Consider the following 24800-nt stretch of genomic DNA (forward strand, 5'->3'; position numbering starts at 1 on the left):
GGGAGCGGTGGGCCGGGTGCTCAGGAGTTCGTCGCTCGCCGGCCCCACCGCTCACCAGACCCCGTCGCGTACCGCCGCTCCCTCGGTGCGGGCTTCTCGGCGGGTACGCGCCGTCAGGCGTCCTGGCGCTCCGGTTCGGCTCCGGTCAGCTCGGGCTCCAGGCCCTCGCCGAGCTCGGTCCGCCGACGCCCCACGTCGCTGCGCCACGCCTCGAAGGCCCAGGCGGTGAGTGCGGCCACCGCCGCCCCGAGCAGCCAGCCCCCGACCACGTCGCTGAACCAGTGGACGCCGAGCGCGACCCGGGTGAACCCCACTCCGACCACCGACAGGGCCGCCACGCCCCAGCACACCGCGTGCCAGGCGCGCGGCACCATCGGCAGCAGGACCAGCAGCAGGACCGCGAAGGAGGTGGTCGCGGTCATCGCGTGCCCGGAGGGGAAGGAGAAGCCCGGCGCATGCGCCACCGGGTCCTCCAGGGACGGCCGGGCGCGCTCCACCACGGTCTTGACGAGCAGCCCGACCAGCCCTCCGCCCACCGTCGTCACGGCGGCCCAGGACGCGAGCCGCCAGGCCCGCTTCCACAGGAGCCAGACCGTCAGCAGCGCCACCGCGGTCCGCAGGGTGGTCGGGTCCCACACCCAGTCGGAGAGGAACCGCAGGGTGCTGGTCCACTCGGGGTGGTCGAGGGCCGTCCGGTTCAGCCGCAGGGCCGCCGAGGCGTCGAGCCGGCGCAGCGGCTGCCAGTGCCCCTCCACGAGGACGAGCAGCAGGGCGAAGGGCACCGCGGCCACGGCGGCGACCGCGACCGCCCCGAGCAGCCGGGCGCCGAATCTCCGGTCGGCCCGGCGGCTGTCGCGGAAGCGGCGGGCGGTGGTGCGTACGGGCATGGGAGCTCCCGGGTCCGTGGTGGATCGGTTCGGTTCTGTCCGGGCCGGGGGCCCTCAGGCCCCCGGGTCGGGCTGGATCGGTCCGGGCCGCCGGGCCCGCACCGCTTCGAGCTGCGCGGCGAAGGACAGCCCGAGGAAGAGGGCGATCGAGGTCAGATAGGCCCACAGCAGCAGCGACATGAAGGCGCTGAGGGGGCCGTATACGGTGTCGAACGACCCGCTGAAGGCAAGGTACTTGCTGAGCAGCCAGGTCAGCGCGGTCCACAGCACCAGGTAGACGGCCGCCCCGAACGCCAGCCAGGTGTAACCGGGTTGCTTGCGCCGGGGCGCCCGGCGGAATATCGCGCTGGCGGAGATCAGGGCGAGAATCACACCCAGCGGCCACCGCAGCAGGTCCCAGGCGGTCCGGGCGCCGTCGCCGAGGTGGTAGACGGTGGTCGCGGCGGTCACGAGGTCCCCGCCCGCCACCATCAGCAGCGAACCGATGCCGAGCGGGATGCCCGCGCTGAGGGACATGACGAGACCGCGCAGGTACTTGCGGTGGAAGACCCGGTCGCGTTCGACACCGTAGATCCGGTTCGCACCCCGCTCGACCTGGCACATCGCGGTGGTGGTGTTGACCATCGAGAAGGCGAGCCCGAACCAGAGGGCCAGACGGGCGCCGATGCCCGTCTGGCGTCGGCTCTGGTCCAGTGCCTCGTCGACGACGTCGGCGCTGGGGCCCGCGCTGATCCGGTGGATCGTCAGCTCGGCGAGCCGGCCGATGTTCTCGGTGTGCATCTCGGCGGAGAGCCCGACGAACGCGATGACCAGTGGTATCACCGCCAGCACCGTCTGCAGGGCGAGTGCCCGGGAGTGGCTGAACCCGTCGGAGTAGCGGAAGCGGACGAAGGAGTCGCGCACGAGCTGCCAGCTGCCGTACCGGCGCAGCGTGGCCAGCGCCTCGTCGGCGGAGAGCTCGTCGCCCGTCATGTCACGGGTCTGCGGGACCCGGGTCGCCGTACCCATCACACGCCCCCGGCGGGGACGAGGACGGTCAGCGCCCCGGGCACGACCTCGGCGGTGAGCCGGATACCGGCGCCCAGCGGGTCGCCGTCCATCTCGCGGGGCTGCGGCGACGCGAAGTGCAGCTCGGCGCGGCGGAACGTGAAGAACTCGACGGGACCTCCGCCCTCGCCGCCCCTGCCCGAGGACGGGCGCAGCAGCACCCGCAGGGCGCCCAGCCAGCCGGCCGGGCCGTGCGGATCGTAGAGCGCGAGGTCCAGCAGCCCGTCGTCCGGCCGCGCGGTGGGTACGAGGGCGGTGCCGCCCTGCACCGTACCGATGTTGGCGAGGAGCACCATCCGCACGCTCCGGTGCAGCTCCGGGCCACCGTCCAGGCGGACCGTCAGCCGGGTCCGGGGGGACCGCAGCTCCCGCAGCCCCGCCACCACGTAGGCGGGCCAGCCCACCGCGGACTTGGCGCGGTCCGAGGTGTGCTCCAGCATCGCCGCGTCCAGGCCCGCCCCCGACATGGCCGTGAAGTGGGTCGCGGGGACGCCGTCACCCTCCAGCCGGCCCAGGTCGAGCCGCTGCGGGGCACCGGCCAGCGCCGCGTGCAGGGCCTTCGCGGGGTCCAGCGGCAGCCCGAGGTGACGGGCGAGCAGATTGCCGGTGCCGCAGGGGACGACCGCCAGGGCGACGCCCGTACCCGCGAGGACGTCGGCCACCGTACGGACCGTCCCGTCGCCGCCGCAGACCACGACCAGACCCGCACCCTCACGCACCGCGTCCGCCGCCTGCCCGGCGCCCGGGTCGTCCGCCGTCGTCTCGGCGAAGACCGGTTCGCCGCGCCCGTGCTGGGCCAGTACCAGCCGCAGGGTGTCCCGCACCGCGGGGCCGGTGACCGTGGGGTTGACGATGACGACCGTGTGCCCGGTGGGCGGCTGCTCGGTACGGGCCACGGCCGCCGCCACGGCGACATCGGCCGCGGCGGCGGGTACGGGGGCCGCCGCGTAGTCGTCCGCGAGGACGGCCCGGCCCACGATCAGCAGCGAGAGGCCGCCGTTCAGCAGGCCGCCCGCCACGTCGGTGGGGTGGTGCATGCCCCGGTAGAGCCGGGAGACCCCGACGAGCAGCGGGATCAGCAGGAAGAAGACGCCCAGGACCTTCCGCCAGGGGCCGCGTACCCGGGACAGCGCCAGGACGGCGAGTCCGCCGTAGAGCGCGGTGGCCGCCCCCGTGTGCCCGGAGGTGTAACTGGAGGTCGGCGGTGAGGCGTCCAGGCGCTCCACGTCCGGGCGGGTCCGGTCGACGGACTCGGTGATGATGAGGAAGACCAGTGCCTGGAGGGACACGGCGGTCGCGAGGAAGACGGTCTCCCGCCACCTCGGCAACCAGGGAAGGAGGACCAGCCCCACGCAGACCAGCAGGGTGATGCCGATCACCGTCGAGGTGTTGCCCGCGCCGGAGCCTATGAACGAGGCGGTGGTGAGCGCGTGCGTGCGTATGCGCTCGAAGCCCTCGTTCACCTCGTCCTCGACGGTCAGCGGCCACCAGTCCCGTGCCGGGCCGGTGATCAGCAGACCGAAGCCCGTCAGCAGTCCCGCCTGGCAGACCGTCAGCGCACCGACGCGTACGGCGGCGCGACCGATACCGCTGGTCAGGGCGGGGGAGCGGCCGGGACGGGAGACGCCCGGCCGCTCCTCGTCGTCGACTCCGGCCTGTCTCGCCGGCAGGGCAGTCGGCATGGAACCCCCACGTGTCCGCACTCGCTCATCGGATCCGGGCGGCGAGTGCGGCCCGGCCCTCGGCGTATGCCCTCGAAACCGGACGGCAGACCTCGGCTCTGCCGGGCGGGGCCGTACCGGCGCAGGCGGGACGGCCTTGAGGGGACGCGAGCCCTCCGCCGGGGGAGCCTCCGTACCGGCGGGGCGGGAGGGGGCCGAGGCCCGTGCGCGCAGGCCGGCACGACCCGGACCTGACGGGGGCCTACTGTGGAGGGATGACCGACGACGCCAGGCCCTTTGCCGTATTCGACCTGGACGGCACGCTCTCGGACAGCGCCCACCGGCAGCACTTCCTCGAGGGAGCGCGCCGGGACTGGTCCGCGTTCTTCGCCGCCGCCGTCGACGATCCGCCGCTCGCCGAGGGGATCAGCCTCGCCGTGCGGAGCGCCGACGAGTGCCAGGTCGTCTACCTGACCGGCCGCCCCGAACGCTGCCGCCGCGACACCCTCGACTGGATCTCCCTGCACGGGCTCCCCGAGGGGCCGCTGCACATGCGGCGCGACGACGACCGCAGGCCTGCCCGCCGCACCAAGCTGGAGGTGCTGAAACGGCTGGGCCGGGCGCGCGAGATCCGGATGCTCGTGGACGACGACGAGCTGGTCTGCGACGACGCCGAGGCGGCCGGTTTCACGGTGGTGCGGGCCCGCTGGGCCGAGTCGTCCCAGGCGCTCAAGGACGCTCAGGAGCGCCAGGGGCGTACGTGAGGGAACGCGGGTGACGCCCTGGGACGAGGGCGCCGCGAGGAGATCCTTCGGGCCACCCCGTCGCCGCGTCCCGGGCATGAGGCGGACATGGAGGAGCCGGGGGCACCCGCGAGCACCCCGGCGCCGGGACGCAGGGTCGGTGGCGCCGGGCGGAGTGGCACCGGGTGGGGTCGTGCCACGTCACGCCGTGCGAGACCGAGCCACGTCGTGTCCGTCCCCGGCCGTGACAGGGAGCCCGCCGGGCTCGGCCGCGGCAGGGGGCCCGTCGTCGTCCCCGTCCCCGGCCGAGCCCGGCGGGCCCTTCCGGGTCAGGAGGCCCCGTCGAGCCGGAAACCGACCTTGAGCGTCACCTGGTAGTGCCCGATCCGGCCGTCCTCGATGTGTCCGCGCGCTTCCTTGATCTCGAACCAGTCGAGATTGCGCAACGTTTCCGACGCTCGGGCGATGCCGTTGCGGACCGCCGCGTCGATGCTCTCCTCGGAGGTTCCTACGATCTCGGTGACCCGATAGGTGTGATTGGACATCGTATGTCTCCCTTCGTGTCTCCACGGTGCCTTACTCCCGGGAGGTGCGCGAGGGAGCGGGCGGTCACGCCCGGGTGACGGGCGGCCCTTGACCTGCTCAATGGTCCATACCAAAATCCAGCCACACACCCGTGCGAGCACCGCCCGCGTCCCCCCACACCGGGTCAAGATTCCATCGTGCTGATTCGCAGAAGGTGACGCTCGTGAAGAACCGGATTCTCGCCGGAGCCATCGCACTCGTCTCGTCCGTAGCTCTCGGAGGATGCGGTTACCTGTCCCCCTCCGGCGCGGGGGACACAACCGTGACGGTCTGGCTGATGAAGGGCAGTGCCTCCACCGAATTCCTGGACAAGTTCACCGCGGCCTACGAGGAGGAACACAGTTCCGTCGAACTGGAGTTCAAGTTCCAGGAGTGGGGCGGTATCGGCCCCAAGGTGCTGTCCGCGCTCAAGGGCAAGGGCAAGGACTCCCCGGACGTCATCGAGGTCGGCAACACGCAGGTCGCCCAGTACGCGGAGAGCGGCGGCCTGCGCGACCTCACCCTGGAGGCCATGCGCGACCTCGGCAGCGAGGACTGGCTGCCGGGCCTCGCCGACCCGGGCAGCATCAACGGCGTGCAGTACGGCATCCCCTGGTACGCGGCCAACCGGGTGGTCATCTACAACAAGGACCTCTTCGCGCAGGCGGGGATCGACACGCCGCCGACGAACCGCGAGCAGTGGATCGCCGACACCGAACGCCTGGACGCGGACGGGAACCAGGGCATCTACCTCGCGGGGCAGAACTGGTACGTCCTCGCCGGATTCATCTGGGACGAGGGCGGCGAACTCGCCGAAGGGAACGACGGCGACTGGACCGGCACCCTGGACAGCCCCGAGGCGCTCAGGGGCATGGAGTTCTACAAGAAGCTCCAGGCACTCGGTGCCGGCCCGAAGGACGCCGACGAGGAGAACCCGCCGCAGACCGACGTGTTCGCCCGGGGCGACGTCGCCCAGATCATCTCCACCCCGGGCAGTGCCGCGCTCATCGAACAGGCCAACCCCGAACTCAAGGGGAAACTGGGCTACTTCCCGATACCCGGCAAGACCTCGAAGAAGCCCGGCGCGGTGTTCACCGGCGGCTCCGACCTGATCGTCCCGGAGAAGGCCGAGCACCGCAGCGCCGGCGTCAAGGTGGTCGAGGCGCTGGCGAGCGAGAAGTGGCAGCGCGAACTCGCCCTGGCCATGAGCTACGTCCCCAACAAGCCGGAGCTCGCGGGCGCCATCGAGAGCCAGGAAGGCACCGCCGCGATGGCGAAGGGAGCCGCCCAGGGACGGGCCACCCCCAACTCCGCCCAGTGGGCGGAGGTCGAGGCCGAGAACCCCATCAAGCCCTACATGACCGCGGTGCTGGAGGGACGTGACCCGGCCGAGGAAGCCAAGTCGGCCTCGGAGCGCATCAGCTCCCTCCTCGCCGGCAGCTGACGCGCGCCCCGCCCGGCCGGGGCCGGAGAGGCCGGCGGGGTGCGGGGGACGGGCGGGACCGGGCCGCACCCCGGGATTCAGCCGTCGCACATCCGCACGCTCCATGGCGGTCACGTCGAATCCAGCCGGCCGCGGAAGAAGTAGGGGGCCGGACCTCCGCCGTCGCGCGGGGGTCCGACGGCCGCCCTTGCTGATCCGTCCCCGGAGACCGCCATGACCGCGCTGCCCGTCGCCCCACCGGTACGCCCCGTCCCCGAAGCGCCGGCCCCAGCCCGTCCCGCGGGCTCCTCGGACCGGTCCCAGGCCCCCGCCTACCACCTCTCCCTCGCCGCCGGCCCCGAGGACGTACGAGCCGCCCAGCGGCTGCGGCACCAGGTGTTCGCGGGGGAGCTCGGTGCCCGGCTGGACGGCCCCGAACCCGGCCTCGACGGAGACGAGTTCGACGCCTTCTGCGACCACCTGCTGGTGAGGGAGACCGTCACCGGCGACGTCGTCGCCACCTACCGGGTGCTGCCTCCCGAGCGCGCCCGCGCCGCCGGACGCCTCTACTCGGAGAGCGAGTTCGACCTCACCCGGCTCGCCCCCCTGCGCGACGACCTCGTCGAAGTGGGCCGCTCCTGCGTCCACCCCGCACACCGCGACGGCGCCGTCATCGCCCTCATCTGGGCCGGTCTCGCCCGCTACATGGAGCGCACCGGCCACAACTGGCTCGCCGGCTGCTGCTCGCTCCCCCTGGGCGACGGCGGCCTCCGGGCGGCCCGCAGCTGGGAGACCGTACGCACCAGGCACCTGGCCCCCGAGGAGTACCGGGTCACCCCGCACCGCCTCTGGACGGGCACCGCGAGCACCTCCGGCCCGCAGCCGGCCGCCGGCGCCCGCGCCGACCTGCCGCCGCTGCTCCGCGGCTACCTCCGCCTCGGCGCCTGGGTGTGCGGACCGCCCGCCCACGACCCGGACTTCGACTGCGCCGACCTCTACATACTCCTCTCCATGCGCCGCACCGACCCCCGCTACCTGCGGCACTTCCTCTCCATGGCGCCTCTGCGATGAACGCCTGGTTCCCCGTATCCCCGTGCACACCGCAGGCCTGCGCCGGCCACCACGGAGCGGTTCGCCCCGTCCTGCCGGCGGTGGCACGGCTGGTGGCGGGCAGTCTGCTCGCGCTCGGCGGCGCCGCGTGCACGCCCCTCGCGGCGGCGCTCACGCAGCCGGTCCGGGACCGGATGGTCCGCCGCTGGTCCCGGACCGTCCTGCGTACCTTCGGGGTGCGCATGCGGGTCACCGGGAACCCGGGCGGCAGGAGCGGCGGGAAACCGGCCGACGGGCGGGGCGGCGGTGAACTGGTCGTCGCCAACCACATCTCCTGGCTCGACATACCGCTCGTCGCGGCCGTCCTCCCCGCGCGGATGCTCGGCAAGTCCGAGATACGGCGGTGGCCGCTGCTCGGCACCCTCGCCGCACGCGGCGGCACCCTCTTCATCGACCGGGAGAGCCTGCGGGCGCTGCCCGCGTCGGTCGGCGCCGTCGCCGAAGCGCTGCGCGCCGGCGACCGGGTCGTGGCCTTCCCGGAGGGCTCCACCCGGTGCGGCGGCGGCCCACCGGGCGCCTTCCGCCACGCGGTCTTCCAGGCGGCCGTCGACGCCGGTGCGACGGTGCGGCCGGCCCGGATCTCCTACCGCGTCGAGCCCGCCCCCGCCGGCCGCGACGCCCGCCTCCCGGCCCGCGCCGTCGCGTTCGTCGGCGACGACCCGCTCCACGCCTCGCTGTGGAGGGTGGTGCGGGCCGCCGGAGTGACCGCCGAGGTCACCCTCCTGCCGCCACTCCCGGCGGACCGGGCGGACGACCGCCGGACGCTCGCCCGGTCCGCTCAGACCGCCGTCGCCAGCGACACCGCGAACCTGCCCGCCGAGTCCGTCCACCACTGATCGAGCCGCAGCCCCGCCGCGTCCAGTTCCCCGCGCACCCGGTCCTCGCGGAACTTCGCCGACACCTCCGTACGCAGCTCCTCGCCCTCCTCGAACGACACCACCAGATCCAGCTCATGGATCTTCACCGTGAGCGCCGAGCGGGCCCGCAGCCGCATCTCGATCCACTCGGCATCCGCGTCCCAGCGGGCGACATGGTCGAAGGCGCCGGGGTCGAAATCCGCGTCCAGGGCCCGGTTGACGACCTCCAGGACGTTCCTGTTGAACGCGGCGGTGACCCCGGACGCGTCGTCGTACGCCGCGACCAGCGTGGCCGGTTCCTTCACCAGGTCCGTACCGAGCAGCAGCGCGTCGCCGGGGGAGAGGATCGAGCGGACCGAACGCAGGAACGTGGCCCGCTCCTCCGGCAGCAGATTGCCGATCGTGCCGCCCAGGAACGCCACCAGCCGGGGCCCCGGGGTCCCCGGCAGAGCGAGGCCGCCGGTGAAGTCCGCGATCAGCGCGTGCACGTTCAGCTCGGGACGCTCGGCGAGCAGCGCCTCGGCGGCACCGGTCAGCGCGCTCTCGCTCACGTCCACGGGGACGTAACTGTGCAGCAGCGGAAGGGCGTCGAGCAGATGCCGGGTCTTCTCCGAAGAGCCCGAACCCAGTTCGATCAGAGTCCGGGCGCCCGAGGCGGCTGCGATGTCCGCCGCGTGCGCCACCAGGATCTCCCGCTCCGCGCGGGTCGGGTAGTACTCGGGCAGCCGGGTGATCTCCTCGAACAGCTCACTGCCCCGTGCGTCGTAGAACCACTTCGGCGGCAGCGTCTTGGGGCGCCGGGACAGGCCGGCGAGCACATCGGCGCGGAGTGATGCCTCCGTGGCGTCCACCGGCAGGGTGCGGGTCAGCAGGAAGGGACTCAACGGGGGGTCTCCTTGAGCGGGGTGGGCAGGACTTCGTCGACGGTCGCCACCAGCAGGGTGCGGTCCGGCACCTCGTGCCAGGCCGGGTCGTCGTCGTACGGCTCCGAGGCCACCACCGTGCGGAGGCCGGGCCGGTGCAGGTACCAGAGGCTGTCGCCCCAGGCGGTCGCCACGACGGTCTTCCCGTCGCCGACCAGCAGGTTGAGACGTGAACCGGGGGCGGACCCCGCCACGTCCAGGACGGTGTCGGCGACGGCCTGCGGGAGGTCGTCACCCTCCTCGGCGCGGTGGCGGATCATCGCCCACAGCAGCGCCGAGTCGCTGCGCGCGTCCAGGGAGAGCAGGACGGACGCGGGCAGCGCGGACGCGAGCGGTGCGAGCGAGCCGGGCCACCCGAGCACGGCGCCGTTGTGGCTGAACAGCAGCGGGCCCGCCTTGAACGGAGCGGCAGCCGCCTCTCCGTCCGCACCCGACTCCGTGGCGTCCCGCACGGCCGCGAGGAACGCCCCGCTGCGGACCACCCGGGCGAGCTCCCCGAACGTCTCGTCGCCCCAGACCGGGACGGCCCGGCGGTAACGGCCCGGCTCCGGATCGCCGGGCGCGTACCAGCCGACCCCGAACCCGTCCGCGTTGACCGTGCCGTGGCGCTGCCGGCGCGGCGCCCAGGACTGCCGTACGAGCGAGAACTCCGGCGCCACCAGTACCTCGCCCAGCGCCACCGGAGGCCCCAGATACGCGAGGTGACGGCACATCAGACGTCCCTGGCGGTTCGGAAACCGGAGAAGATCTGGCGGCGCACCGGCAGGTCCCAGTTGCGGAACGTGCCCCGGCAGGCGACCGGGTCCACCGCGAACGAACCGCCCCGCAGCACCTTGTGCTCCGGGCCGAAGAAGACCTCCGAGTACTCGCGGTACGGGAAGGCGACGAACCCCGGATAGGGCAGGAAGTCGCTGGCCGTCCACTCCCACACGTCACCGATCAACTGGCGTACCCCGGCGTCCGACTGGCCGGCCGGATAGGCGCCGGCGGCGGCGGGCCGCAGATGGCGCTGGCCGAGGTTCGCCCGCTCCGGCGTGGGGTCGGCGTCGCCCCATGGGTAGCGCAGCGAGCGTCCGGCCGCCGCGTCGTGGCGAGCCGCCTTCTCCCACTCGGCCTCGGTCGGCAGCCGCCGCCCGGCCCAGCGGGCATAGGCGTCCGCCTCGTACCAGCTGACGTGCAGCACCGGCTCGTCGTCCGGTACGGGCTCGGTCACCCCGAACCGGCGCCGCAGCCACTGCCCGGCCTCACGGTGCCAGAACAACGGTGCGGTGAGCTCGTGTTCGCGTACCATCGCCCAGCCCGCCGGCTGCCACCAGCGCTCCTGGGTGTACCCGCCGTCCTCGATGAACCGCTGGTACGCCCCACAGGTGACCGGAGTGGTGTCCAGGAAGAACGCGGCCACCTCCCGCCGGTGCGCCGGGCGTTCGTTGTCCAGCGCCCACGGCTCGGTGGACGTCCCCATGGTGAACGGCCCGCCGGGCACCAGAACTTCGCTCGGGAGGCGTACGGAGTCCTGGGCCCGGGGAGGTTCAGGAGCGGTCAGCGCGGCAGGGCCGGAGCGAAGCTGATGGGTGATCAGCATCGTCTCGTCGTGCTGCTGTTCGTGCTGGGCGATCATGCCGAACGCGAACCCGGCACGCTCCAGAGGGCGCCCGCCGCCGTGCAGCGGGGCGCTCTCCAGGATCTCCAGCACCCGGCCGCGTACGTCCGAGGCGTACGTCCGCGCCTCGGCGGGGGCCAGCAGCGGCAGGGACGGGCGGGCGGACCTCGGGTGCTCGAACGCGTCGTAGAGGCCGTCGATCTCCGGCCGGATCGCGTCCCTGCCGCCCACGGCCCGCAGGAGCCACAGCTCCTCCTGGTTGCCGATGTGGGCGAGGTCCCAGACCAGCGGGGACATCAACGGTGAATGCTGGGCGATGAGCTCACCGTCTTCGACGCTGTCCGTCAGCACCGAGGTGCGGGCCCGGGCGGCGATCAGGGCGGTCAGCGCCCGGCTGCGGAGAGCCTCGGCGTCGGACTCCGGCGCGAGATGGAAGTTGCTGTCGGACACGGTGGTCATGCGGTCAGGCCCCTTCCGGAGGGAGTGGTCCGGGCGCCGCCCGCCGAGGACGCCCCGGCCCACGCGGCGGCGGTCGCGGGGGAGAGGAGATCGGGCAGGTCGTCGGCGGGACATCGCCCGCGGGCGACGTACCGCTCGGTGAAGTCCGCCACGGTGTCCAGCACCGCGGTGGTCGCGCCGATCCGGGGGAGTGCGCCGAGCGCCGCCTCGAAGCAGGTGGTGGCCGCGGCCCGCAGCTCCGGATCGGTCAGCCCGTCGCGGGCCGCCGCCCGCCACAGCGGATTGCGCGGCGCCGCGTTCGGCCCCGCCGTCTCGGCCAGCGGCTTCACGGCTCGGTACACCGTCTCCGCCGCCTCCGGATCGTCGAACAGCGCGGTGGCGACGGCGAGCGGCACCATCCAGCCGTCCGCCCCGGACTGGGCGTCGATCATGCGCAGCTCCAGATGACCGCGTGGCCGGGCGGGCGGGAAGCAAGTGGTCATGTGGTACTCCAGGTCCTCAGCGGCGGGCGGCCGGGGACCACCTCCCCGGATCCACTGACGGAACGTGAGCCCGTCCGGCACCTCCCAGGGGCCCGTGCCGGTACGGATGCACATGACGCTGGTGTCCAGTACGTGCGCGGCCCATGCCTCCCGCGGCGGAAGATGCCCCGGGGGAGCCAACGTCCGGTCCGGGTCGAGCGCGGCCCACAGCCCCTGCCGGGTCGAACGCCAGCCGGTCCGCGCCCGCTGCTGGAAGGGCGAGTTGGCGAACGCCGCCACCAGCACCGCGCCCAGCAGGTGCACGAGCTGCCACCGCCGGCCGTAACCGAGCGGCCCCGGCTCCTCCTCGCCCGCGTCCAGGCAGACCTGCACCGACGCGGAGGTGCACATCATCGCCCGCCCGGCCGTTCCCGAGCGGTCCAGGGCCGCCTCCATCGCGTCGTAGCGCGGCTCCCTCAGCCACCGCCGGGGCGACTGCCAGGGGTCGACGCCCAGCCCCGTCGGGACCAGGCCCGACCGGCCCAGCGTGGTGCGTACGGCCGCCAGGTCGGCGGCGACCGCGTCGACGCACGCCATCAGGGATCCGGCGGGCCGCGAACTGAGTTCGAGCTGCCCTCCGGGCTCGAAGGTCAGCGCCGAGTCGAGCTCCAGCGCCCGCACCTCGGCGAAGGCGCCGTCCAGGCGCTCCGGGGCGACCCGCAGATCAGGATGTGCGGAGTCGTGGATGAGCCATTCGAGTTCCACGCCGACGGTGCGGGGCGGACCCGTCTTGAAACAGATGGCCTGCAGTAAATCCTCCGCCTCGCTCTCGCCGAGGGGCGATCCATGCGTGCGGGTGCCGGTTCCGGTGGTCGCGTTCGGGGGCATACGTGCCTCCTCTTCCGATGCCTCCCTTCCACCCAAACCCCTGCCGACCGATCGCACAAGGGCGCCCCGCCCCGGCGAAAAGACGTTGCGCGGAGTTCACCCGGCGTCGAACATGTGCGCCATGTACCACTGGGGGGAGCGTTCATGAGCGCACGGATGCGCGCCGTGGCCCGCGAGACCGAAGCCATCGTCGACGAGGGCCGTTACCGCACGTCCGGGGGGTGCGAGGTCTCCATCGGGAGCGCGACGGCCGCCGCCCTCGCCGGAACCCGGCTGTACGGCCCGGGCCCGGTGGCGGTCCCCGTACTCGACTCCGACCGCGCGACCGCCTTCGAGGTGACGGGCGAGAGCAGCCTTCGGGCCGCCCGCCGGATGAGTGAGGAGGGGCCGGGCCGGATCGCCGTGCTCAGCTACGCCTCGGCCCGCAATCCGGGCGGTGGATACCTGAACGGCGCACGGGCGCAGGAAGAGGACCTCTGCCGGGGTTCCGCGCTCCATGCGACCCTGCTGCGCGCCCCCGAGTACTACGCGCACCACCGCGCACACCGCAGCGCCTTCTACACCGACCGGGTCATCCACTCGCCGGGCGTGCCGGTCTTCCGCGACGACCGGGGCGCACTGCTCGACACTCCGTACCTCGCGGGCTTCCTCACCTCCCCCGCCCCCAACGCGGGCGTGATCCGGCGGCAGACCCCCGACGAGGCGCACCTCGTCCCGGCGGCCCTGGCGAAACGTGCCGAACGGGTGCTTGAGACCGCCGCCGCCTGCGGATACCGGCGGCTCGTCCTGGGCGCCTGGGGCTGCGGGGTCTTCCAGAACCATCCCGCGCAGGTCGCGGACGCCTTCGGCGGTCTGCTCACGGACGGCGGGCGCTTCGCGGGCCACTTCGAACAGGTCGTCTTCGGCATCCTCGACCGCGCGCCCGACTCCGTCACCCGAGCGGCCTTCGCCGACCGCTTCCGGGGGAGCGCCGCGCCGGATCCCGGGGACGCGGGGCCACACCCCCGGGACTGGGCGGAACCGGCTCAGCTCCAGCCGTAGCGTTCCCGGAGCCGCTCCGCGACCCGCTGGAAACGCGCGAAGTCCAGCGCACAGGCTTCGCGCCGCATCCCGTCCTCGTGCACCCTCAGCACCCGGTCCAGATCGACCCAGGAGGCCCGGCCCGAGCTGTCCCACGGCCCCGCACCCAGCGCCACCCATTCCCGGTCCAGGTCGTGCTGCTTGCTGGAGAGCTGCACCGCGAGCAGGGTGCCGGCCTGCTCCCGCGCCACCACGAGCACCGGCCGGTCCTTGCCCCGGCCGTCGTTCTCCTCGAACGGCACCCAGGTCCAGACGATCTCGCCCGGGTCGGGGTCACCGTCCCGGTCGGGGGCGTACGAGGTGCGGACCGGGCCCACCTCGAGCGGATCCGCCTCGGCGGTCGCGGAGGGGCCGGTACGGCCGGGGGAGGCGAGGGGAAAGGCTGTCTCGGGCATGCCGTTCTGATATGTCATCAACACACCGTAGGACAATCACCCTCATGGCTCCGCACCGGCCGGGGACCGCCACCGACGGCGCGCGTGACGCGGCACGAAGGCCGGGCGGGAGGCGGCACGGAAGGCGGTACGGGAGGCCGTGCGAAGGCCCGGCGCGAGGCGGTGCGAAGCCCAGCACCAGGCGGCGTGGCAGGCGCACGACGGGAGCGCGTGTTCGCCCCCGCGCGCGGCCGGAGCGTTTCGGGGTGCCCCGGGACGCGACCCCCTCCGGTACGTCTGCAAGACTGCCCGTCGCCATGAGCCAGTTACCCAAGCAGCCCTCGGAATCTCCCGTCCCCACGAGCGCCGATGTGGCGCGGCTGGCGGGCGTCTCCCGGGCCACCGTGTCGTACGTACTCAACAACAACCCCACCATGCGGATCAGCGAACCCACCCGCCGCCGGGTGCGGGAAGCGGCCCGAGATCTCGGCTACGTGCCCCACGCCGCGGCGAGGAGCCTGCGCGCCGGACACACCCGTATGGTGCTGCTGCCCACCGGGCACCTCCCCGAGGGCCCCCTCTACCGCCACTTCCTGCAGGATTTGCAGGCGGGACTGCGCGGACTCGACTACACCGTGGTCCAGTACGGCAGCGCCGGCCTGGGCGCGGACGAGGCCGCACGGGCCTGGGCGGAACTCCGCCCCGTGGCCGTGGTCGCACCGGCCGGGCTGGCCCTCACCGCCTACGGCATCGCCGTCCTTCACCGTTCCGGGGCCAAGGCCGTCCTCACCCTGGGCCCGCACCCGGTCGAGGGAGCGCACGGCCTGGTGCTGGACCAGCGCGAGGTCGGCAGCCGCGCCGCGTCCCACCTGCTGGAGCGGGGCTACCGCCGGATCGGCGTGGTCATGCCCGAGGAGCAGGCCACGGTCCCCTTCGCGGTCCCGCGCCTCGAAGGCGTACGGCAGGTGGCGGGACCTGCCGGAGCGCGGATCGAGGAACTCGTCCTCGCGTACGACGAGGGGGACGCCGCCCGTCTGGCCGCCCGCTGGCGCGACCTCGGCCTGGACTCCGTCTTCGCCTACAACGACGAGTACGCGATGCTGCTGATGCGGGCCTTCCAGGACGCGGGGATCCAGGTGCCCGCCGAGGCCGCCGTGATCGGAGCCGACGACCTGATGCTCGGAAGACTGCTCCGCCCCCGGCTGAGCACCGTACGGATGGCGCTCGCCACCGGACAGCCGCTGGCGGAGCTCATCGACCGGCTCGTCCGGCATCCCGGCGGCGAACCGGAGCATCACGAACTCCTGCGGGCCGTGGCGGTGCCCCGCGACTCGACCTGACGGCGCGCGCCGGTCCACCGGCCACCGCCGGAAAGCCCTTAGCGTCGGCCCATGAGCCATCCGCAGAGCTACGAGATCCTGCTGGTACCCGAGCACACCGACGCGTCCGGCGCCGACAAGCCTGGACCGGTGAGGACGGGGGAGAACGAACGGGACGACCCGCCCCAGCCCGGCAGCGCCATCAGGTCCGGGATCGTGGAGGCCACCGGTGCCACCGGCGCGTCCGGCTACCCCCGCTATGCCGGAGACGGCATCGAGGCCGACATCGACCCGGCCACGCGGACGGTCGAAGCGCTGCTGATCGACGGCGCGGAGATCGACTACGGCCTCTCGGCACGCGTCGCGGACCGCACCCCGGCACCGGGAGACCACCCGGCCGCGGACGGAGTGGAAGGCTGAGGCCACCGCCGGGCGCGACCACGCGCGAAACCCCGGCCGGAGTGCACCGACGCATGTCGACGCGCTCCGGCCGGGGTCTCGAAGGGCGGGCGGACAGGGGCCACCGCCCCGGGGCGCTACGCCTGTTCCTGGCCCTGCGCCTGCTGCTTCTTCTGCTCCTCGACCGACTTGCGCACCTCGTCCATGTCGAGGTTCCGCGCCTGTCCGATGACGTCCTCCAACGCGGCCTCCGGCAGCGCGCCCGGCTGCGCGAACACGGCCACATTGTCACGGACGATCATGAGCGTGGGGATCGACCGGATCTCGAAGGCCGCCGCCAGCTCCTGCTGCGCCTCGGTGTCGACCTTGGCGAAGACCAGATCGGGGTGCCGCTCCGACGCGGAGTCGTAGACCGGGGCGAACTGGCGGCAGGGACCGCACCAGGAAGCCCAGAAGTCGATCAGGACGAACTCGTTGTCGCTGACGACCTGGTCGAAGTTTTCCTTGGTGAGCTCTACGGTGCTCATTCTCTGCTACCTCTTCCTGTGCCGGTACGGACCTGTCCGGCACAACCGTGACCATCCGTGCACTATTCCGCCTGCCCTGTGGCCGTACGGGACATGCCCGGCGAGACTGAGCCCATGGACGAAGCTGCGAGCAGTGCCGAGTACGACGTCGTGGTCATCGGAGCGGGACCGGTGGGCGAGAACGTGGCCGACCGGGTCAGAGCGGCGGGCCTGAGCACCGCCGTCGTGGAGACCGAACTCGTCGGCGGCGAATGCTCCTACTGGGCCTGCATGCCCAGCAAGGCGCTGCTGCGCCCCGTCGTCGCCCGTGCCGAGGCGCGCAGGGTGCCGGGGCTCGAAGCCGCCGTACAAGGCCCTCTGGACGCCGACGCCGTACTCGCCAACCGCGACGGGTTCACCTCCCACTGGAAGGACGACGGGCAGGTGGAGTGGCTGGAGGGCGTCGGTGCCGACGTCTTCCGCGGCCGGGGACGCCTGACCGGCGAGAAGCGGGTCTCCGTCACCGCCCCGGACGGGACGGTCCGTACCCTGACCGCGCGGCACGCCGTGGCCGTCTGCACCGGAAGCCGCGCCGTCGTCCCCGACCTGCCCGGCGTCGCCGAGGCCAACCCCTGGACCAGCCGGGAGGCGACCAGCGCGAAGAGCGTGCCCGGCCGGCTCGTCGTCGTCGGCGGCGGCGTCGTCGGCGTGGAGATGGCCACCGTCTGGCAGGGCCTGGGCGCCCAGGTGACGCTGCTCATCAGGGGCGGCGGACTCCTGCCGAAGATGGAACCCTTCGCCGGCGAACTGGTCGCCGAGGCCCTCACCGAGGCCGGTGCGCACATCCGGTACGGCGTCTCGGCCACCGCCCTGCACCGGGCCTCCCCCGACGGACCGGTCACCGTCGAACTGGACGACGGCGACCGGATCGAGGCCGACGAGATCCTCTTCGCCACCGGACGCGCCCCCCGCACGGACGACCTCGGCCTGGAGACGGTGGGCCAGGAGCCCGGCGGCTGGCTGACGGTGGACGACAGCTGCCGGGTGGAGGGCAGCAACTGGCTCTACGCGGTCGGAGACGTCAACCACCGCGCCCTCCTCACCCACCAGGGCAAGTACCAGGCCCGGATCGCGGGCGCCGCGATCGCCGCCCGCGCACAGGGCGCCGCGACGCTGGAGACCGGCCGCTGGGGCGCCCACGCGGCCACCGCCGACCACGCGGCCGTCCCCCAGGTCGTCTTCACCGACCCGGAGGCCGCCTCGGTCGGCCTCACCCTCGCCGAAGCCGAACGCGCCGGCCTCCGCGTCCGGGCCGTCGACTACGACCTCGGCTCGGTCTCGGGCGCGAGCCTGTACGCCTCCGGCTACCGGGGCCACGCCCGCATGATCGTGGACCTGGACCGGGAGACCGTCCTCGGCGTCACCTTCGTCGGCCCAGGGGTCGGCGAGCTCATCCACTCGGCCACCGTCGCCGTGGTGGGGGAAGTGCCCCTCGCCCGCCTCTGGCACGCCGTTCCGTCCTACCCGACCATCAGCGAGGTATGGCTGCGGCTGCTGGAGACCTACCGCCGTTAAAGCTAGATGGCGGAGGTATGCATGTGTGGTATGGCGGAGAGAGTGATCGAACGTGCCTACGACGGCTGCGGACGTTGCTACATCGGCGTCCGTCGTCTCTCCCAGATGTCAGCTTCAACCTCCTCGCCCCAGCGTCAGCGTGAAGACGCGCTCGCCGCAGTCAAGGCTGCGGGCGGGCACGTCATCGCGTGGGCGGACGACTGGGAGGTGTCGGGCGCTACCGACCCGATGACGCGGCCCAGGCTGGGGCCGTGGCTACGAGGCGAGCGGGGCCCGTACAACGGCATCGCGGGTGCCGCGGTGGACCGCCTGGGACGCAATCTCGTGGACTGCCTCAACACCGGCTACATGATGCGCGACACCGGGCTGGCTCTGCTCACGTACGGGCACGACGGGCCCTGGAATCTCGACGATCCGAACGACGAGAACCGCTTCACCATGGAAGCCTGGGGCGCCCAGATGGAGTTGCGCGCCATCCAGCGTCGCAACCGCGACGCGGCGGTGAAGGCCCGCGCGGCGGGACGCGTCAAGGCGAAGCCCTCCTACGGCTACCGCTACGTCCGCCTGGTGCCGACCGGTGCCGTGGACCACGTGGCACTGCACGAGCACGCCGCCTCGGTGATCCGAAACGTCGCGCGACGCATCCTGGTTCTCAAGCCCATGCGTAACGCGGGAGCGCCATGCGGATGTTCTCGCCTTCTCTGCGTACGTAGGTCAATGGCGAGGTCGGGGAAGGGCCCCTCACCGGATTCGCAAGTGCGCTTTCGGTTCGTGCGGGATCCCGATCTGGGGCAGTTCTCCTTCGCTTCATCGGGATGGAAATTTGCCGAATCGTTGGCCGATTCCCTCAAGCGGATCGCCAAGGCGTCCGATGCCGTGACCTTGGATCTGAAGATCGAGAAATCGGAGCTACTGACAGGCATCGGATCCGAAGTTCATCCATTGGACCCGGTGGTCATCCATCAGGAAGCGGCGGCGGGCGCTGGGGGATTCGATCTTGCGTCCTGATGGCCGATGCCCCTTGACTGCCGCTGGATTGAGACCCGTCCCCTGGTGATGTTCTGAAGCCGGACGCTTCGCCGAAGCTCGCTTCAGGTTGCCCTGTGCGTTCTCCAAGTCGCCAACACCGCGGTCGTTTTGGCGTTGGAAGCGCCTTGGTGGTGGACCGCGCAGAGCCCCTGTCGCGTACCGAGGCGAGTCGTTTCGCGCTCCAAAGTTGTTTGTGGCCGAGAACGTAGACGCGGCTGAGAGAGGGGCGTAGAACTACGCCTGCGATCGATTGCGTTGCAAATTGGTGGCTTCTGTTGGAATCGGTTGGCGCGGTGCAGTCAAGATCCGCTCCGGTCGACCTCCCGGGCCCACCGAATCTCGGCTCACGCCATTCACGCCATTGAGGCATCATGTCGGCTGTCGACCCGGACAGAGACGTCGTCACCCCCGCTGCCGCGCACACCCGCAGGAGTCTGCTCAGGGGAATAGGCGCCGCCGGATTGACGGTGGCCGCCGGAGGTCTGCTCGCGTCTTGTGGGGACGACTCGGAGTCCGATGGGGCGGCAAAGCCGGCCGGTCCAGTGGCTGGCACCACGGTCACCTTCGGGTCGAACTACTCCGACCCGGCGACCAAGGAGGCGTTCGCGGCTCTGACCGCCTCCGCTGGTGCGTCGACCAAGGTGAAGGTCAAGATCAACACGGTTGACCACAATTCCTTCCAGCAGAACATCACCAGCTATCTCCAGGGCACGCCGGACGACCTCTTCACATGGTTCGCCGGATACCGCATGCAGTACTTCGCGGCCCAGGGCCTGGCCGCGCCGATCGACGACGTGTGGGAGAAGATCGGCGGCAACTTCGGCCCCGTCGCCAAACAGCTCTCCACCGGCCTCGACGGACGCCAGTACCTCGTGCCCTTGTACAACTACCCGTGGGTCGTCTTCTACCGGAAGAGCCTGTTCGCGAAGAACGGCTACACCGTGCCCACCACGTGGGACGCGTACTTGACGCTGTGCAGGAAGATGAAGTCCGACGGTCTCATCCCCATCGCGTTCGGCGAAAAGGACGGCTGGCCGGCGCTGGGCACGTTCGACATCCTCAACATGCGGCTCAACGGGTACGACTACCACGTCAAGCTGATGAAGCACGAGATCGCGTGGACCGACCAGGGCGTGCACACGGTCTTCCAGCACTGGGCGGAGATGATGCCCTACGTGCAGAGCGGTGCGAACGGTCGCACTTGGCAGGACGCGGCCAAGACGCTGGAGTCCAAGAAGGCCGGGATGATGTTCCAGGGCACCAACCAGGTGGCCGCGCAGTTCGTCAGCGACAAGGCGGACCTGGACGACCTGGACTTCTTCCCCTTCCCCGGGATCAACCCGAAATGGGGCCAGGACTACATGGACGCGCCCGCGGACGGCTTCATGCTGAGCGCCAAGGCGAAGAACCCCGCGGCCGCGAAGGCCGTCCTCGAGTACATCGGAACGGGCGAGGCCGAGGCCGAGTACCTCAGGACCGACCAGTGGGACGTCGGGCTGGCCAAGGGGCTGAAGGTGCCCTCCTACAACGCCATCCAGCAGAAGTCGGTGGCCGAGATAGCCAAGTGCAAGGCCGTGGGCCAGTTCATGGACCGGGACGCGGACCCCGCCATGGCCACCGCGATGATCTCCCTCATCCAGAAGTTCATCGGCGACCCCAGCACCAAGAACATCGCGTCTCTCCAGAAGAGCGCCGAGTCCCAGGCGAAGGCGATCTACACCGGATGAGCACCGCGACCCGCACCCACCGGCCGTCGGCGCCGCCCGGTCGCCCAGCCGTCCGGCGCAAGCGACGGCGCCTGCAACACCTCAACACCCGGGACCGCGTCGTCGTCGCCGTGCTGCTCGGGATACCCCTGCTGCTCAGCCTGGCCTTCGTGTGGTTCCCGGCGCTCGGCACCGTACTGCTGTCGTTCACCCGGTGGAACGGTGTGGGAGACCTGCACACCAAGGCATGCGACCCCGCCCTGCCCTCGATCCTCAACAACGGATGTGTGAACGGCATCCAGAACTACCACCAGGCCGCCACCAACTACCCGGAGTTCTGGCCCGCGGTCCAGCACAACTTCATCTGGCTCGCGGTCTTCGTGGTGATCGCCACACCGCTCGGCATGGTGTTCGCGGTCGTCATCGACCGAGGCGTCAGCGGTAGCCGCATGTACCAGAGCATCCTGTTCCTGCCGGTCATGCTCTCGCTGGCCCTGGTCGGCATCATCTGGGAGTTCATGTACTCGCAGAACTACGGCGTGATCAACACCGTCATCGGCCGGGCCGGGGACAACGACGCCATCGACTGGCTCGGCGACCCGGACCTGAACCTGTGGGCCGTCCTGCTGGAAGCCACCTGGCGCCAGGCGGGGTACGTGATGGTCCTGTACCTGGCCGGCCTGAAGGCCGTCGACCCGACGCTGCGGGAAGCCGCCCGGATGGACGGCGCCAACGCCTGGCAGACCTTCTGGCGTGTCGTCTTTCCCGTGATGCGCCCGATCAACGTGGTCATCATGGTCATCACCGTCATCGAGTCCCTGCGTGCGTTCGACCTCGTCTACATCACCAACAAGGGCATCAACGGACTCGAACTGCTGTCGGTCCTGGTCACTTCCAACATCGTCGGCGAGACCCAACGGGTCGGCTTCGGATCCGCGCTCGGCGTCGTACTGCTTCTGATCTCACTGGTGCCGATCTGCCTCTTCCTCCGCCAGACCTTCCGCAGAGAGGAAGCACAGTGAATCCGCAGACGCGGCCGGGTACCCCCGCGCCGGCGCGCCACGTCGGCAAGAAGCGCCCGCGGGGCCAGGTCCTCTCGCAGATCTTCCTGGTCAGCGCTTCCGTGCTGTGGCTGCTGCCGATCGGCTTCGCGCTCTACGTCGCGGTCCGTCCGTACTCCGACACCCGCAAGCACGGGTACGTCTCGCTGCCGCACGGTCTGACGCTGGGCAACTTCAGCGACGCGTGGTCCCAGGCGGACATGGGGCGGTTCTTCTGGAACTCGATCGTGATCACGGTGCCGGCGGTCCTGGTCGTGCTCGCACTGGCTTCTGGGGCGGCTTTCGTTCTCACCCGGGTGAACATCAAGGTGAACGTCGCCCTGCTCGTCCTGTTCACGGCCGGGAATCTGCTGCCCCAGCAGGTGATCATCACACCGCTCTTCAGGATGTACCTGAAGATCCCGCTGCCGACCTTCCTCGCGGAGAGCGGGCTGATGTACAACTCCGCCTTCGGTCTCATCACCATCAACGTGGCCTTCCAGCTGGGATTCTGCGTCTTCGTGCTGAGCAACTACATGAAGTCCATCCCTGGCGACATGTACGAGGCGGCGCTGGTGGACGGGACGAGCCTGTGGACCCGCTTCTGGCGCCTCACGATCCCCTTGTGCCGCCCCGCCCTCGCAGCCCTGGCCACCCTGCTGACCACCTGGATCTACAACGACTTCTTCTGGGCCATCACGCTGATGTCGTCCGGCGACAAACGTCCGGTCACGTCGGCGCTGGCCAACCTCCAGGGGCAGTTCGTGAGCAATCAGAACCTGATCGCGGCCGGAGCGATGATCGCCGCGATCCCGACCCTGGTCGTCTACGTACTCCTGCAGAAACAGTTCATCTCAGGGCTCTCCCTCGGCGCCAACAAGGGCTGAGAGCCGATACGTCGATCCGTCGGCCCGGGTTCCGTACGCCTGCGCGGACGGTGCTCCGGCGGCGGGCCGGAGGGAGGTGGGCGACACCTCCGACACGACACGGGCCCCCTTTCGCGCGGTCGCGGACACACGCGCACCGAGCCGGGCGCTCTGCGGTTCTGCCCGTAGTCGCGGTCACACGCTCCCAGGAATGAGGATGAGGACACATGAGATCTCGATGGATGGTGCCGGCGCTGGCGCTCGCCGTCGGTGCCGGACTCGCGGTGCCGCAGGCGGTGGCGTCGCCGCACGAGGCCGGTACCGCGGCGGTACGGGTCGCCGCGGTACCGGCGGACGCGGCCCCGACGCTGGACAACGGTCTGGCCGTCGACGCACCGCTGATGGGCTGGAGCGGGTGGGGTTTCCTGCAACGGGACCCCACCGCGGACAAGTTCAAGGATCAGGTCGACGCCCTCGTGTCCAGCGGGCTGAGAGACCTCGGCTACACCTACGCCAACATGGACGACTTCTGGTACAAGTGCCCCGGAAGTCAGGGGCCGGACGTGGATGTCAACGGTCGTTGGGTGACCGACGGTTCGTTGTTCCCGGGCAGCGGATCCAAGGACGGGATGGAGGTCCTCGCCGATTACGTGCACGGCAAGGGGCTGAAGTTCGGCCTGTACGTGACGCCGGGCATCTCCGCGCAGGCGGTGGCGAAGAAGACGAAGATCGCGGGCACGTCGTACACGGCGGACCAGATCGCCACGTCGACCAGTGCGAGCAACTTCAACTGCAAGGGCATGCGGAACATCGACTTCAGCAAGCCCGGGGCGCAGGAGTTCATCGACTCCTGGGCGGACCAGTTCGCCGACTGGGGTGTGGACTACCTGAAACTGGACGGGGTCGGTGCGTCCAAGACGGCCGATGTCACGGCCTGGTCAAAGGCGTTGCAGCAGACCGGTCGTCCGATCGCGCTGAACCTGTCCGCGAGTCTGTCGGCCTCCAACGGCCAGACCTGGTCGGATCTCGCCAATTCCTGGCGCATCGACGGTGACATCGGGGCCAGCCCGAAGGGCTACAGCTTCCCGCTCACCAGTTGGGCGAACGTATACAAGCGATTCGACGACGCGGCTCTGCACCAGCCCAACGCGGGAAAGGGGGGATGGAACGACCTCGACTCGTTCGGTGTCGGCAACGGCGACAACGACGGCATCACGCCACCCCAGCGGCAGACGAACATGGCGCTCTGGGCGCTGGCCAGCTCCCAGTACATGCTGGGTGCCGACCTGACCCACCTCGACCCGGCCGACAAGGAACTGCTGGCCAACAAGAGGCTCATCGCGATCGACCAGGACGGCATTCCCGCCTCCCGATTCATCGAGAGCGGCAACGAGCAGGTCTTCGCCAAGCGTGAGAGGAACGGCACCTGGTACATCGGCGTCTTCAACACCGACGTCTCCGCCAGCCACACCTTCAGTCTGCCGCTCGCCCAGCTCGGGCTCAGTGGCCAGGCGAAGATCACCGACATGATCAACAACGACAAGCCGCTGGGCACCGTCAGCACCTACACCACCAGTGTGGCCCCCGGAGGAGTGGCCCTCATCTCGGCGGTCCCGACCTCCGGCACTGGTGGCACCGGCGCCCTCGTCAGCGCCCAGTCCGGCAAGTGCATCGACACCGCCGGCGGCAACGTCTACTTCTCCGGCACCAAGGAGCAGATCTGGGACTGCAACGGCGGCCTGAACCAGCAGATCTCGCCGACCTCCAACGGAGAGCTCCGCACGATGGGAGCCACCGAGTGCCTGGACGTCTACGAGAACGCCACCACCCCGGGTACGAAGGTCTCGCAGTGGAACTGCCACGGTGGGACGTCCCAGAAGTGGACCGTGAACAGTGACGGCACCATCGTCGCCCAGAAGTCCGGCCTGTGCCTCGACGTGAAGGGCGCCAAGACCGCGAACGGCACCGAACTGCAGTTGTGGACCTGCAATGGCAACGCCAACCAGAGGTGGTCCTGGGCCTACTAGGTGGTGTCCGGCGGACACCGACCGAGGTGTCCCCGTCCGCTTCGTCGGCCCGCGGTCACGGGCCGGCGAAGCCGGCGCACTGCGCGCCCGTCCGTCCGGGGGACGGGCGTACCCGCGCGTTGTCTGCGGGAACAAGGCCGGCACGAACTTCTCGACTGCGTGGCCACGTAGTGCCTTTCCAGTCAATGAAGGTTCAGTACCCTCTCCGTGACATGTTTGTGCTCCGGAACAATGTGCCCGTGGATACGCTGCCGAC

Annotated in this window: 23 protein-coding genes; 13 read left to right on the forward strand and 10 right to left on the reverse strand. The window is 71.1% G+C overall.

All coding sequences use genetic code 11. The annotated features are described in order from the left end of the window. Nucleotides 1-113: 113 nt before the first annotated feature. The 3 genes from ACWCSV_RS31880 to ACWCSV_RS31890 are packed head-to-tail and all read right to left on the reverse strand — an operon-like array spanning nt 114 to nt 3616. A complete protein-coding gene (locus tag ACWCSV_RS31880; RefSeq protein ID WP_451148242.1) occupies nt 114-887 on the reverse strand; it encodes a phosphatase PAP2 family protein in 774 nt (257 codons plus the stop codon). Between the two features lie 54 nt (nt 888-941). Continuing rightward, complete coding sequence (locus ACWCSV_RS31885; RefSeq protein ID WP_451148244.1) at nt 942-1895, reverse strand: YihY/virulence factor BrkB family protein; 954 nt, start codon at nt 1893-1895, stop codon at nt 942-944. Beyond that, complete coding sequence (locus tag ACWCSV_RS31890) at nt 1895-3616, reverse strand: diacylglycerol kinase family protein (RefSeq protein ID WP_451148246.1); 1722 nt, start codon at nt 3614-3616, stop codon at nt 1895-1897. Before ACWCSV_RS31890 ends, ACWCSV_RS31885 begins: the two co-directional genes overlap by 1 nt. Before the next feature lie 254 nt (nt 3617-3870). Here ACWCSV_RS31890 and ACWCSV_RS31895 point away from each other — a divergent pair, with 254 nt between their 5' ends. Further along, nucleotides 3871-4359 (forward strand): phosphatase domain-containing protein, encoded by a 489-nt coding sequence (locus ACWCSV_RS31895; protein WP_451148248.1) that lies wholly within the window; start codon nt 3871-3873, stop codon nt 4357-4359. Nucleotides 4360-4667: 308 nt separating this feature from the next. On the opposite strand, the gene ACWCSV_RS31900 is transcribed toward ACWCSV_RS31895, so the two are convergent. Then, nucleotides 4668-4883: a dodecin gene (locus tag ACWCSV_RS31900; RefSeq protein ID WP_451148250.1), complete on the reverse strand. Its 216-nt coding sequence runs from the start codon at nt 4881-4883 to the stop codon at nt 4668-4670. 203 nt (nt 4884-5086) lie between these two features. On the opposite strand from ACWCSV_RS31900, the gene ACWCSV_RS31905 reads away from it, so the two are divergent. The 3 genes from ACWCSV_RS31905 (at nt 5087) to ACWCSV_RS31915 (ending at nt 8271) form a co-directional block, all read left to right on the forward strand. Beyond that, nucleotides 5087-6346, forward strand: coding sequence for an extracellular solute-binding protein (locus ACWCSV_RS31905; RefSeq protein ID WP_451148252.1), 1260 nt, complete (start codon nt 5087-5089; stop codon nt 6344-6346). A gap of 213 nt (nt 6347-6559) precedes the next feature. Next, nucleotides 6560-7396 (forward strand): GNAT family N-acetyltransferase, encoded by an 837-nt coding sequence (locus ACWCSV_RS31910; protein WP_451148254.1) that lies wholly within the window; start codon nt 6560-6562, stop codon nt 7394-7396. Further along, on the forward strand, nt 7393-8271 hold the full coding sequence (locus ACWCSV_RS31915) for a lysophospholipid acyltransferase family protein (RefSeq protein WP_451148256.1): 879 nt from the start codon (nt 7393-7395) through the stop codon (nt 8269-8271). The genes ACWCSV_RS31910 and ACWCSV_RS31915 overlap by 4 nt, the downstream gene beginning before the upstream one ends. On the opposite strand, the gene egtD is transcribed toward ACWCSV_RS31915, so the two are convergent. From egtD to egtA, 4 genes are read right to left on the reverse strand one after another with little or no spacing between them, the layout of a single operon-like run. Next, complete coding sequence (gene egtD / locus ACWCSV_RS31920) at nt 8214-9176, reverse strand: L-histidine N(alpha)-methyltransferase (RefSeq protein WP_451148258.1); 963 nt, start codon at nt 9174-9176, stop codon at nt 8214-8216. The two genes, ACWCSV_RS31915 and egtD, sit on opposite strands and share 58 nt — an antisense overlap. Next, complete coding sequence (gene egtC / locus ACWCSV_RS31925; RefSeq protein WP_451148260.1) at nt 9173-9928, reverse strand: ergothioneine biosynthesis protein EgtC; 756 nt, start codon at nt 9926-9928, stop codon at nt 9173-9175. The genes egtD and egtC overlap by 4 nt, the downstream gene beginning before the upstream one ends. Beyond that, a complete protein-coding gene (egtB, locus tag ACWCSV_RS31930; protein WP_451148262.1) occupies nt 9928-11274 on the reverse strand; it encodes an ergothioneine biosynthesis protein EgtB in 1347 nt (448 codons plus the stop codon). The genes egtC and egtB overlap by 1 nt, the downstream gene beginning before the upstream one ends. Continuing rightward, nucleotides 11271-12623: an ergothioneine biosynthesis glutamate--cysteine ligase EgtA gene (egtA, locus tag ACWCSV_RS31935; RefSeq protein ID WP_451148264.1), complete on the reverse strand. Its 1353-nt coding sequence runs from the start codon at nt 12621-12623 to the stop codon at nt 11271-11273. Before egtA ends, egtB begins: the two co-directional genes overlap by 4 nt. Before the next feature lie 144 nt (nt 12624-12767). On the opposite strand from egtA, the gene ACWCSV_RS31940 reads away from it, so the two are divergent. Continuing rightward, entirely contained in the window at nt 12768-13664 is an 897-nt protein-coding gene (locus ACWCSV_RS31940; RefSeq protein ID WP_451148266.1) for a TIGR02452 family protein, read from the forward strand. Here the strand turns inward: ACWCSV_RS31940 and ACWCSV_RS31945 are convergent. Then, complete coding sequence (locus tag ACWCSV_RS31945; RefSeq protein WP_451148268.1) at nt 13649-14116, reverse strand: type II toxin-antitoxin system PemK/MazF family toxin; 468 nt, start codon at nt 14114-14116, stop codon at nt 13649-13651. The genes ACWCSV_RS31940 and ACWCSV_RS31945 overlap by 16 nt on opposite strands. A 278-nt stretch (nt 14117-14394) precedes the next feature. Between ACWCSV_RS31945 and ACWCSV_RS31950 the strand changes: the two genes are divergently transcribed. Together ACWCSV_RS31950 and ACWCSV_RS31955 are read left to right on the forward strand one after the other, a co-directional pair. Then, complete coding sequence (locus ACWCSV_RS31950) at nt 14395-15417, forward strand: LacI family DNA-binding transcriptional regulator (RefSeq protein WP_451148270.1); 1023 nt, start codon at nt 14395-14397, stop codon at nt 15415-15417. Between the two features lie 51 nt (nt 15418-15468). Then, nucleotides 15469-15816 (forward strand): hypothetical protein, encoded by a 348-nt coding sequence (locus tag ACWCSV_RS31955; RefSeq protein ID WP_451148272.1) that lies wholly within the window; start codon nt 15469-15471, stop codon nt 15814-15816. A gap of 116 nt (nt 15817-15932) precedes the next feature. Here the strand turns inward: ACWCSV_RS31955 and trxA are convergent, their stop codons facing one another. Then, the gene (gene trxA, locus ACWCSV_RS31960) at nt 15933-16322 is read right to left on the reverse strand and encodes a thioredoxin (protein ID WP_451148274.1); all 390 of its coding nucleotides are present in this window, start codon (nt 16320-16322) and stop codon (nt 15933-15935) included. Between the two features lie 114 nt (nt 16323-16436). Here trxA and ACWCSV_RS31965 point away from each other — a divergent pair, with 114 nt between their 5' ends. The 6 genes from ACWCSV_RS31965 to ACWCSV_RS31990 all read left to right on the forward strand — a co-directional run bounded on the left by ACWCSV_RS31965 (nt 16437) and on the right by ACWCSV_RS31990 (nt 24544). After that, nucleotides 16437-17876 (forward strand): dihydrolipoyl dehydrogenase family protein, encoded by a 1440-nt coding sequence (locus tag ACWCSV_RS31965; RefSeq protein WP_451148276.1) that lies wholly within the window; start codon nt 16437-16439, stop codon nt 17874-17876. 42 nt (nt 17877-17918) lie between these two features. Next, the gene (locus ACWCSV_RS31970; protein WP_451148278.1) at nt 17919-18884 is read left to right on the forward strand and encodes a recombinase family protein; all 966 of its coding nucleotides are present in this window, start codon (nt 17919-17921) and stop codon (nt 18882-18884) included. 488 nt (nt 18885-19372) lie between these two features. Next, the gene (locus ACWCSV_RS31975) at nt 19373-20632 is read left to right on the forward strand and encodes an ABC transporter substrate-binding protein (protein ID WP_451148296.1); all 1260 of its coding nucleotides are present in this window, start codon (nt 19373-19375) and stop codon (nt 20630-20632) included. Beyond that, the gene (locus ACWCSV_RS31980; protein WP_451148280.1) at nt 20629-21633 is read left to right on the forward strand and encodes a carbohydrate ABC transporter permease; all 1005 of its coding nucleotides are present in this window, start codon (nt 20629-20631) and stop codon (nt 21631-21633) included. The genes ACWCSV_RS31975 and ACWCSV_RS31980 overlap by 4 nt, the downstream gene beginning before the upstream one ends. Continuing rightward, nucleotides 21630-22538 (forward strand): carbohydrate ABC transporter permease, encoded by a 909-nt coding sequence (locus tag ACWCSV_RS31985; protein ID WP_451148282.1) that lies wholly within the window; start codon nt 21630-21632, stop codon nt 22536-22538. Before ACWCSV_RS31980 ends, ACWCSV_RS31985 begins: the two co-directional genes overlap by 4 nt. A 206-nt stretch (nt 22539-22744) precedes the next feature. Beyond that, entirely contained in the window at nt 22745-24544 is a 1800-nt protein-coding gene (locus tag ACWCSV_RS31990; protein ID WP_451148284.1) for a glycoside hydrolase family 27 protein, read from the forward strand. Nucleotides 24545-24800: the final 256 nt, after the last annotated feature.

This window comes from Streptomyces sp. NPDC001770 (assembly GCF_053596135.1).

What these genes read in the sequence shown, in the direction of transcription:
- ACWCSV_RS31880 (WP_451148242.1), bottom strand. Translation starts at nt 887, where the DNA reads ATGCCCGTACGCACCACCGCCCGCCGCTTCCGCGACAGCCGCCGGGCC.
- ACWCSV_RS31885 (WP_451148244.1), bottom strand. Translation starts at nt 1,895, where the DNA reads ATGGGTACGGCGACCCGGGTCCCGCAGACCCGTGACATGACGGGCGAC.
- ACWCSV_RS31890 (WP_451148246.1), bottom strand. Translation starts at nt 3,616, where the DNA reads ATGCCGACTGCCCTGCCGGCGAGACAGGCCGGAGTCGACGACGAGGAG.
- ACWCSV_RS31895 (WP_451148248.1), top strand. Translation starts at nt 3,871, where the DNA reads ATGACCGACGACGCCAGGCCCTTTGCCGTATTCGACCTGGACGGCACG.
- ACWCSV_RS31900 (WP_451148250.1), bottom strand. Translation starts at nt 4,883, where the DNA reads ATGTCCAATCACACCTATCGGGTCACCGAGATCGTAGGAACCTCCGAG.
- ACWCSV_RS31910 (WP_451148254.1), top strand. Translation starts at nt 6,560, where the DNA reads ATGACCGCGCTGCCCGTCGCCCCACCGGTACGCCCCGTCCCCGAAGCG.
- ACWCSV_RS31915 (WP_451148256.1), top strand. Translation starts at nt 7,393, where the DNA reads ATGAACGCCTGGTTCCCCGTATCCCCGTGCACACCGCAGGCCTGCGCC.
- egtC (WP_451148260.1), bottom strand. Translation starts at nt 9,928, where the DNA reads ATGTGCCGTCACCTCGCGTATCTGGGGCCTCCGGTGGCGCTGGGCGAG.
- egtB (WP_451148262.1), bottom strand. Translation starts at nt 11,274, where the DNA reads ATGACCACCGTGTCCGACAGCAACTTCCATCTCGCGCCGGAGTCCGAC.
- egtA (WP_451148264.1), bottom strand. Translation starts at nt 12,623, where the DNA reads ATGCCCCCGAACGCGACCACCGGAACCGGCACCCGCACGCATGGATCG.
- ACWCSV_RS31940 (WP_451148266.1), top strand. Translation starts at nt 12,768, where the DNA reads ATGAGCGCACGGATGCGCGCCGTGGCCCGCGAGACCGAAGCCATCGTC.
- ACWCSV_RS31945 (WP_451148268.1), bottom strand. Translation starts at nt 14,116, where the DNA reads ATGACATATCAGAACGGCATGCCCGAGACAGCCTTTCCCCTCGCCTCC.
- ACWCSV_RS31950 (WP_451148270.1), top strand. Translation starts at nt 14,395, where the DNA reads ATGAGCCAGTTACCCAAGCAGCCCTCGGAATCTCCCGTCCCCACGAGC.
- ACWCSV_RS31955 (WP_451148272.1), top strand. Translation starts at nt 15,469, where the DNA reads ATGAGCCATCCGCAGAGCTACGAGATCCTGCTGGTACCCGAGCACACC.
- trxA (WP_451148274.1), bottom strand. Translation starts at nt 16,322, where the DNA reads ATGAGCACCGTAGAGCTCACCAAGGAAAACTTCGACCAGGTCGTCAGC.
- ACWCSV_RS31965 (WP_451148276.1), top strand. Translation starts at nt 16,437, where the DNA reads ATGGACGAAGCTGCGAGCAGTGCCGAGTACGACGTCGTGGTCATCGGA.
- ACWCSV_RS31980 (WP_451148280.1), top strand. Translation starts at nt 20,629, where the DNA reads ATGAGCACCGCGACCCGCACCCACCGGCCGTCGGCGCCGCCCGGTCGC.
- ACWCSV_RS31990 (WP_451148284.1), top strand. Translation starts at nt 22,745, where the DNA reads ATGAGATCTCGATGGATGGTGCCGGCGCTGGCGCTCGCCGTCGGTGCC.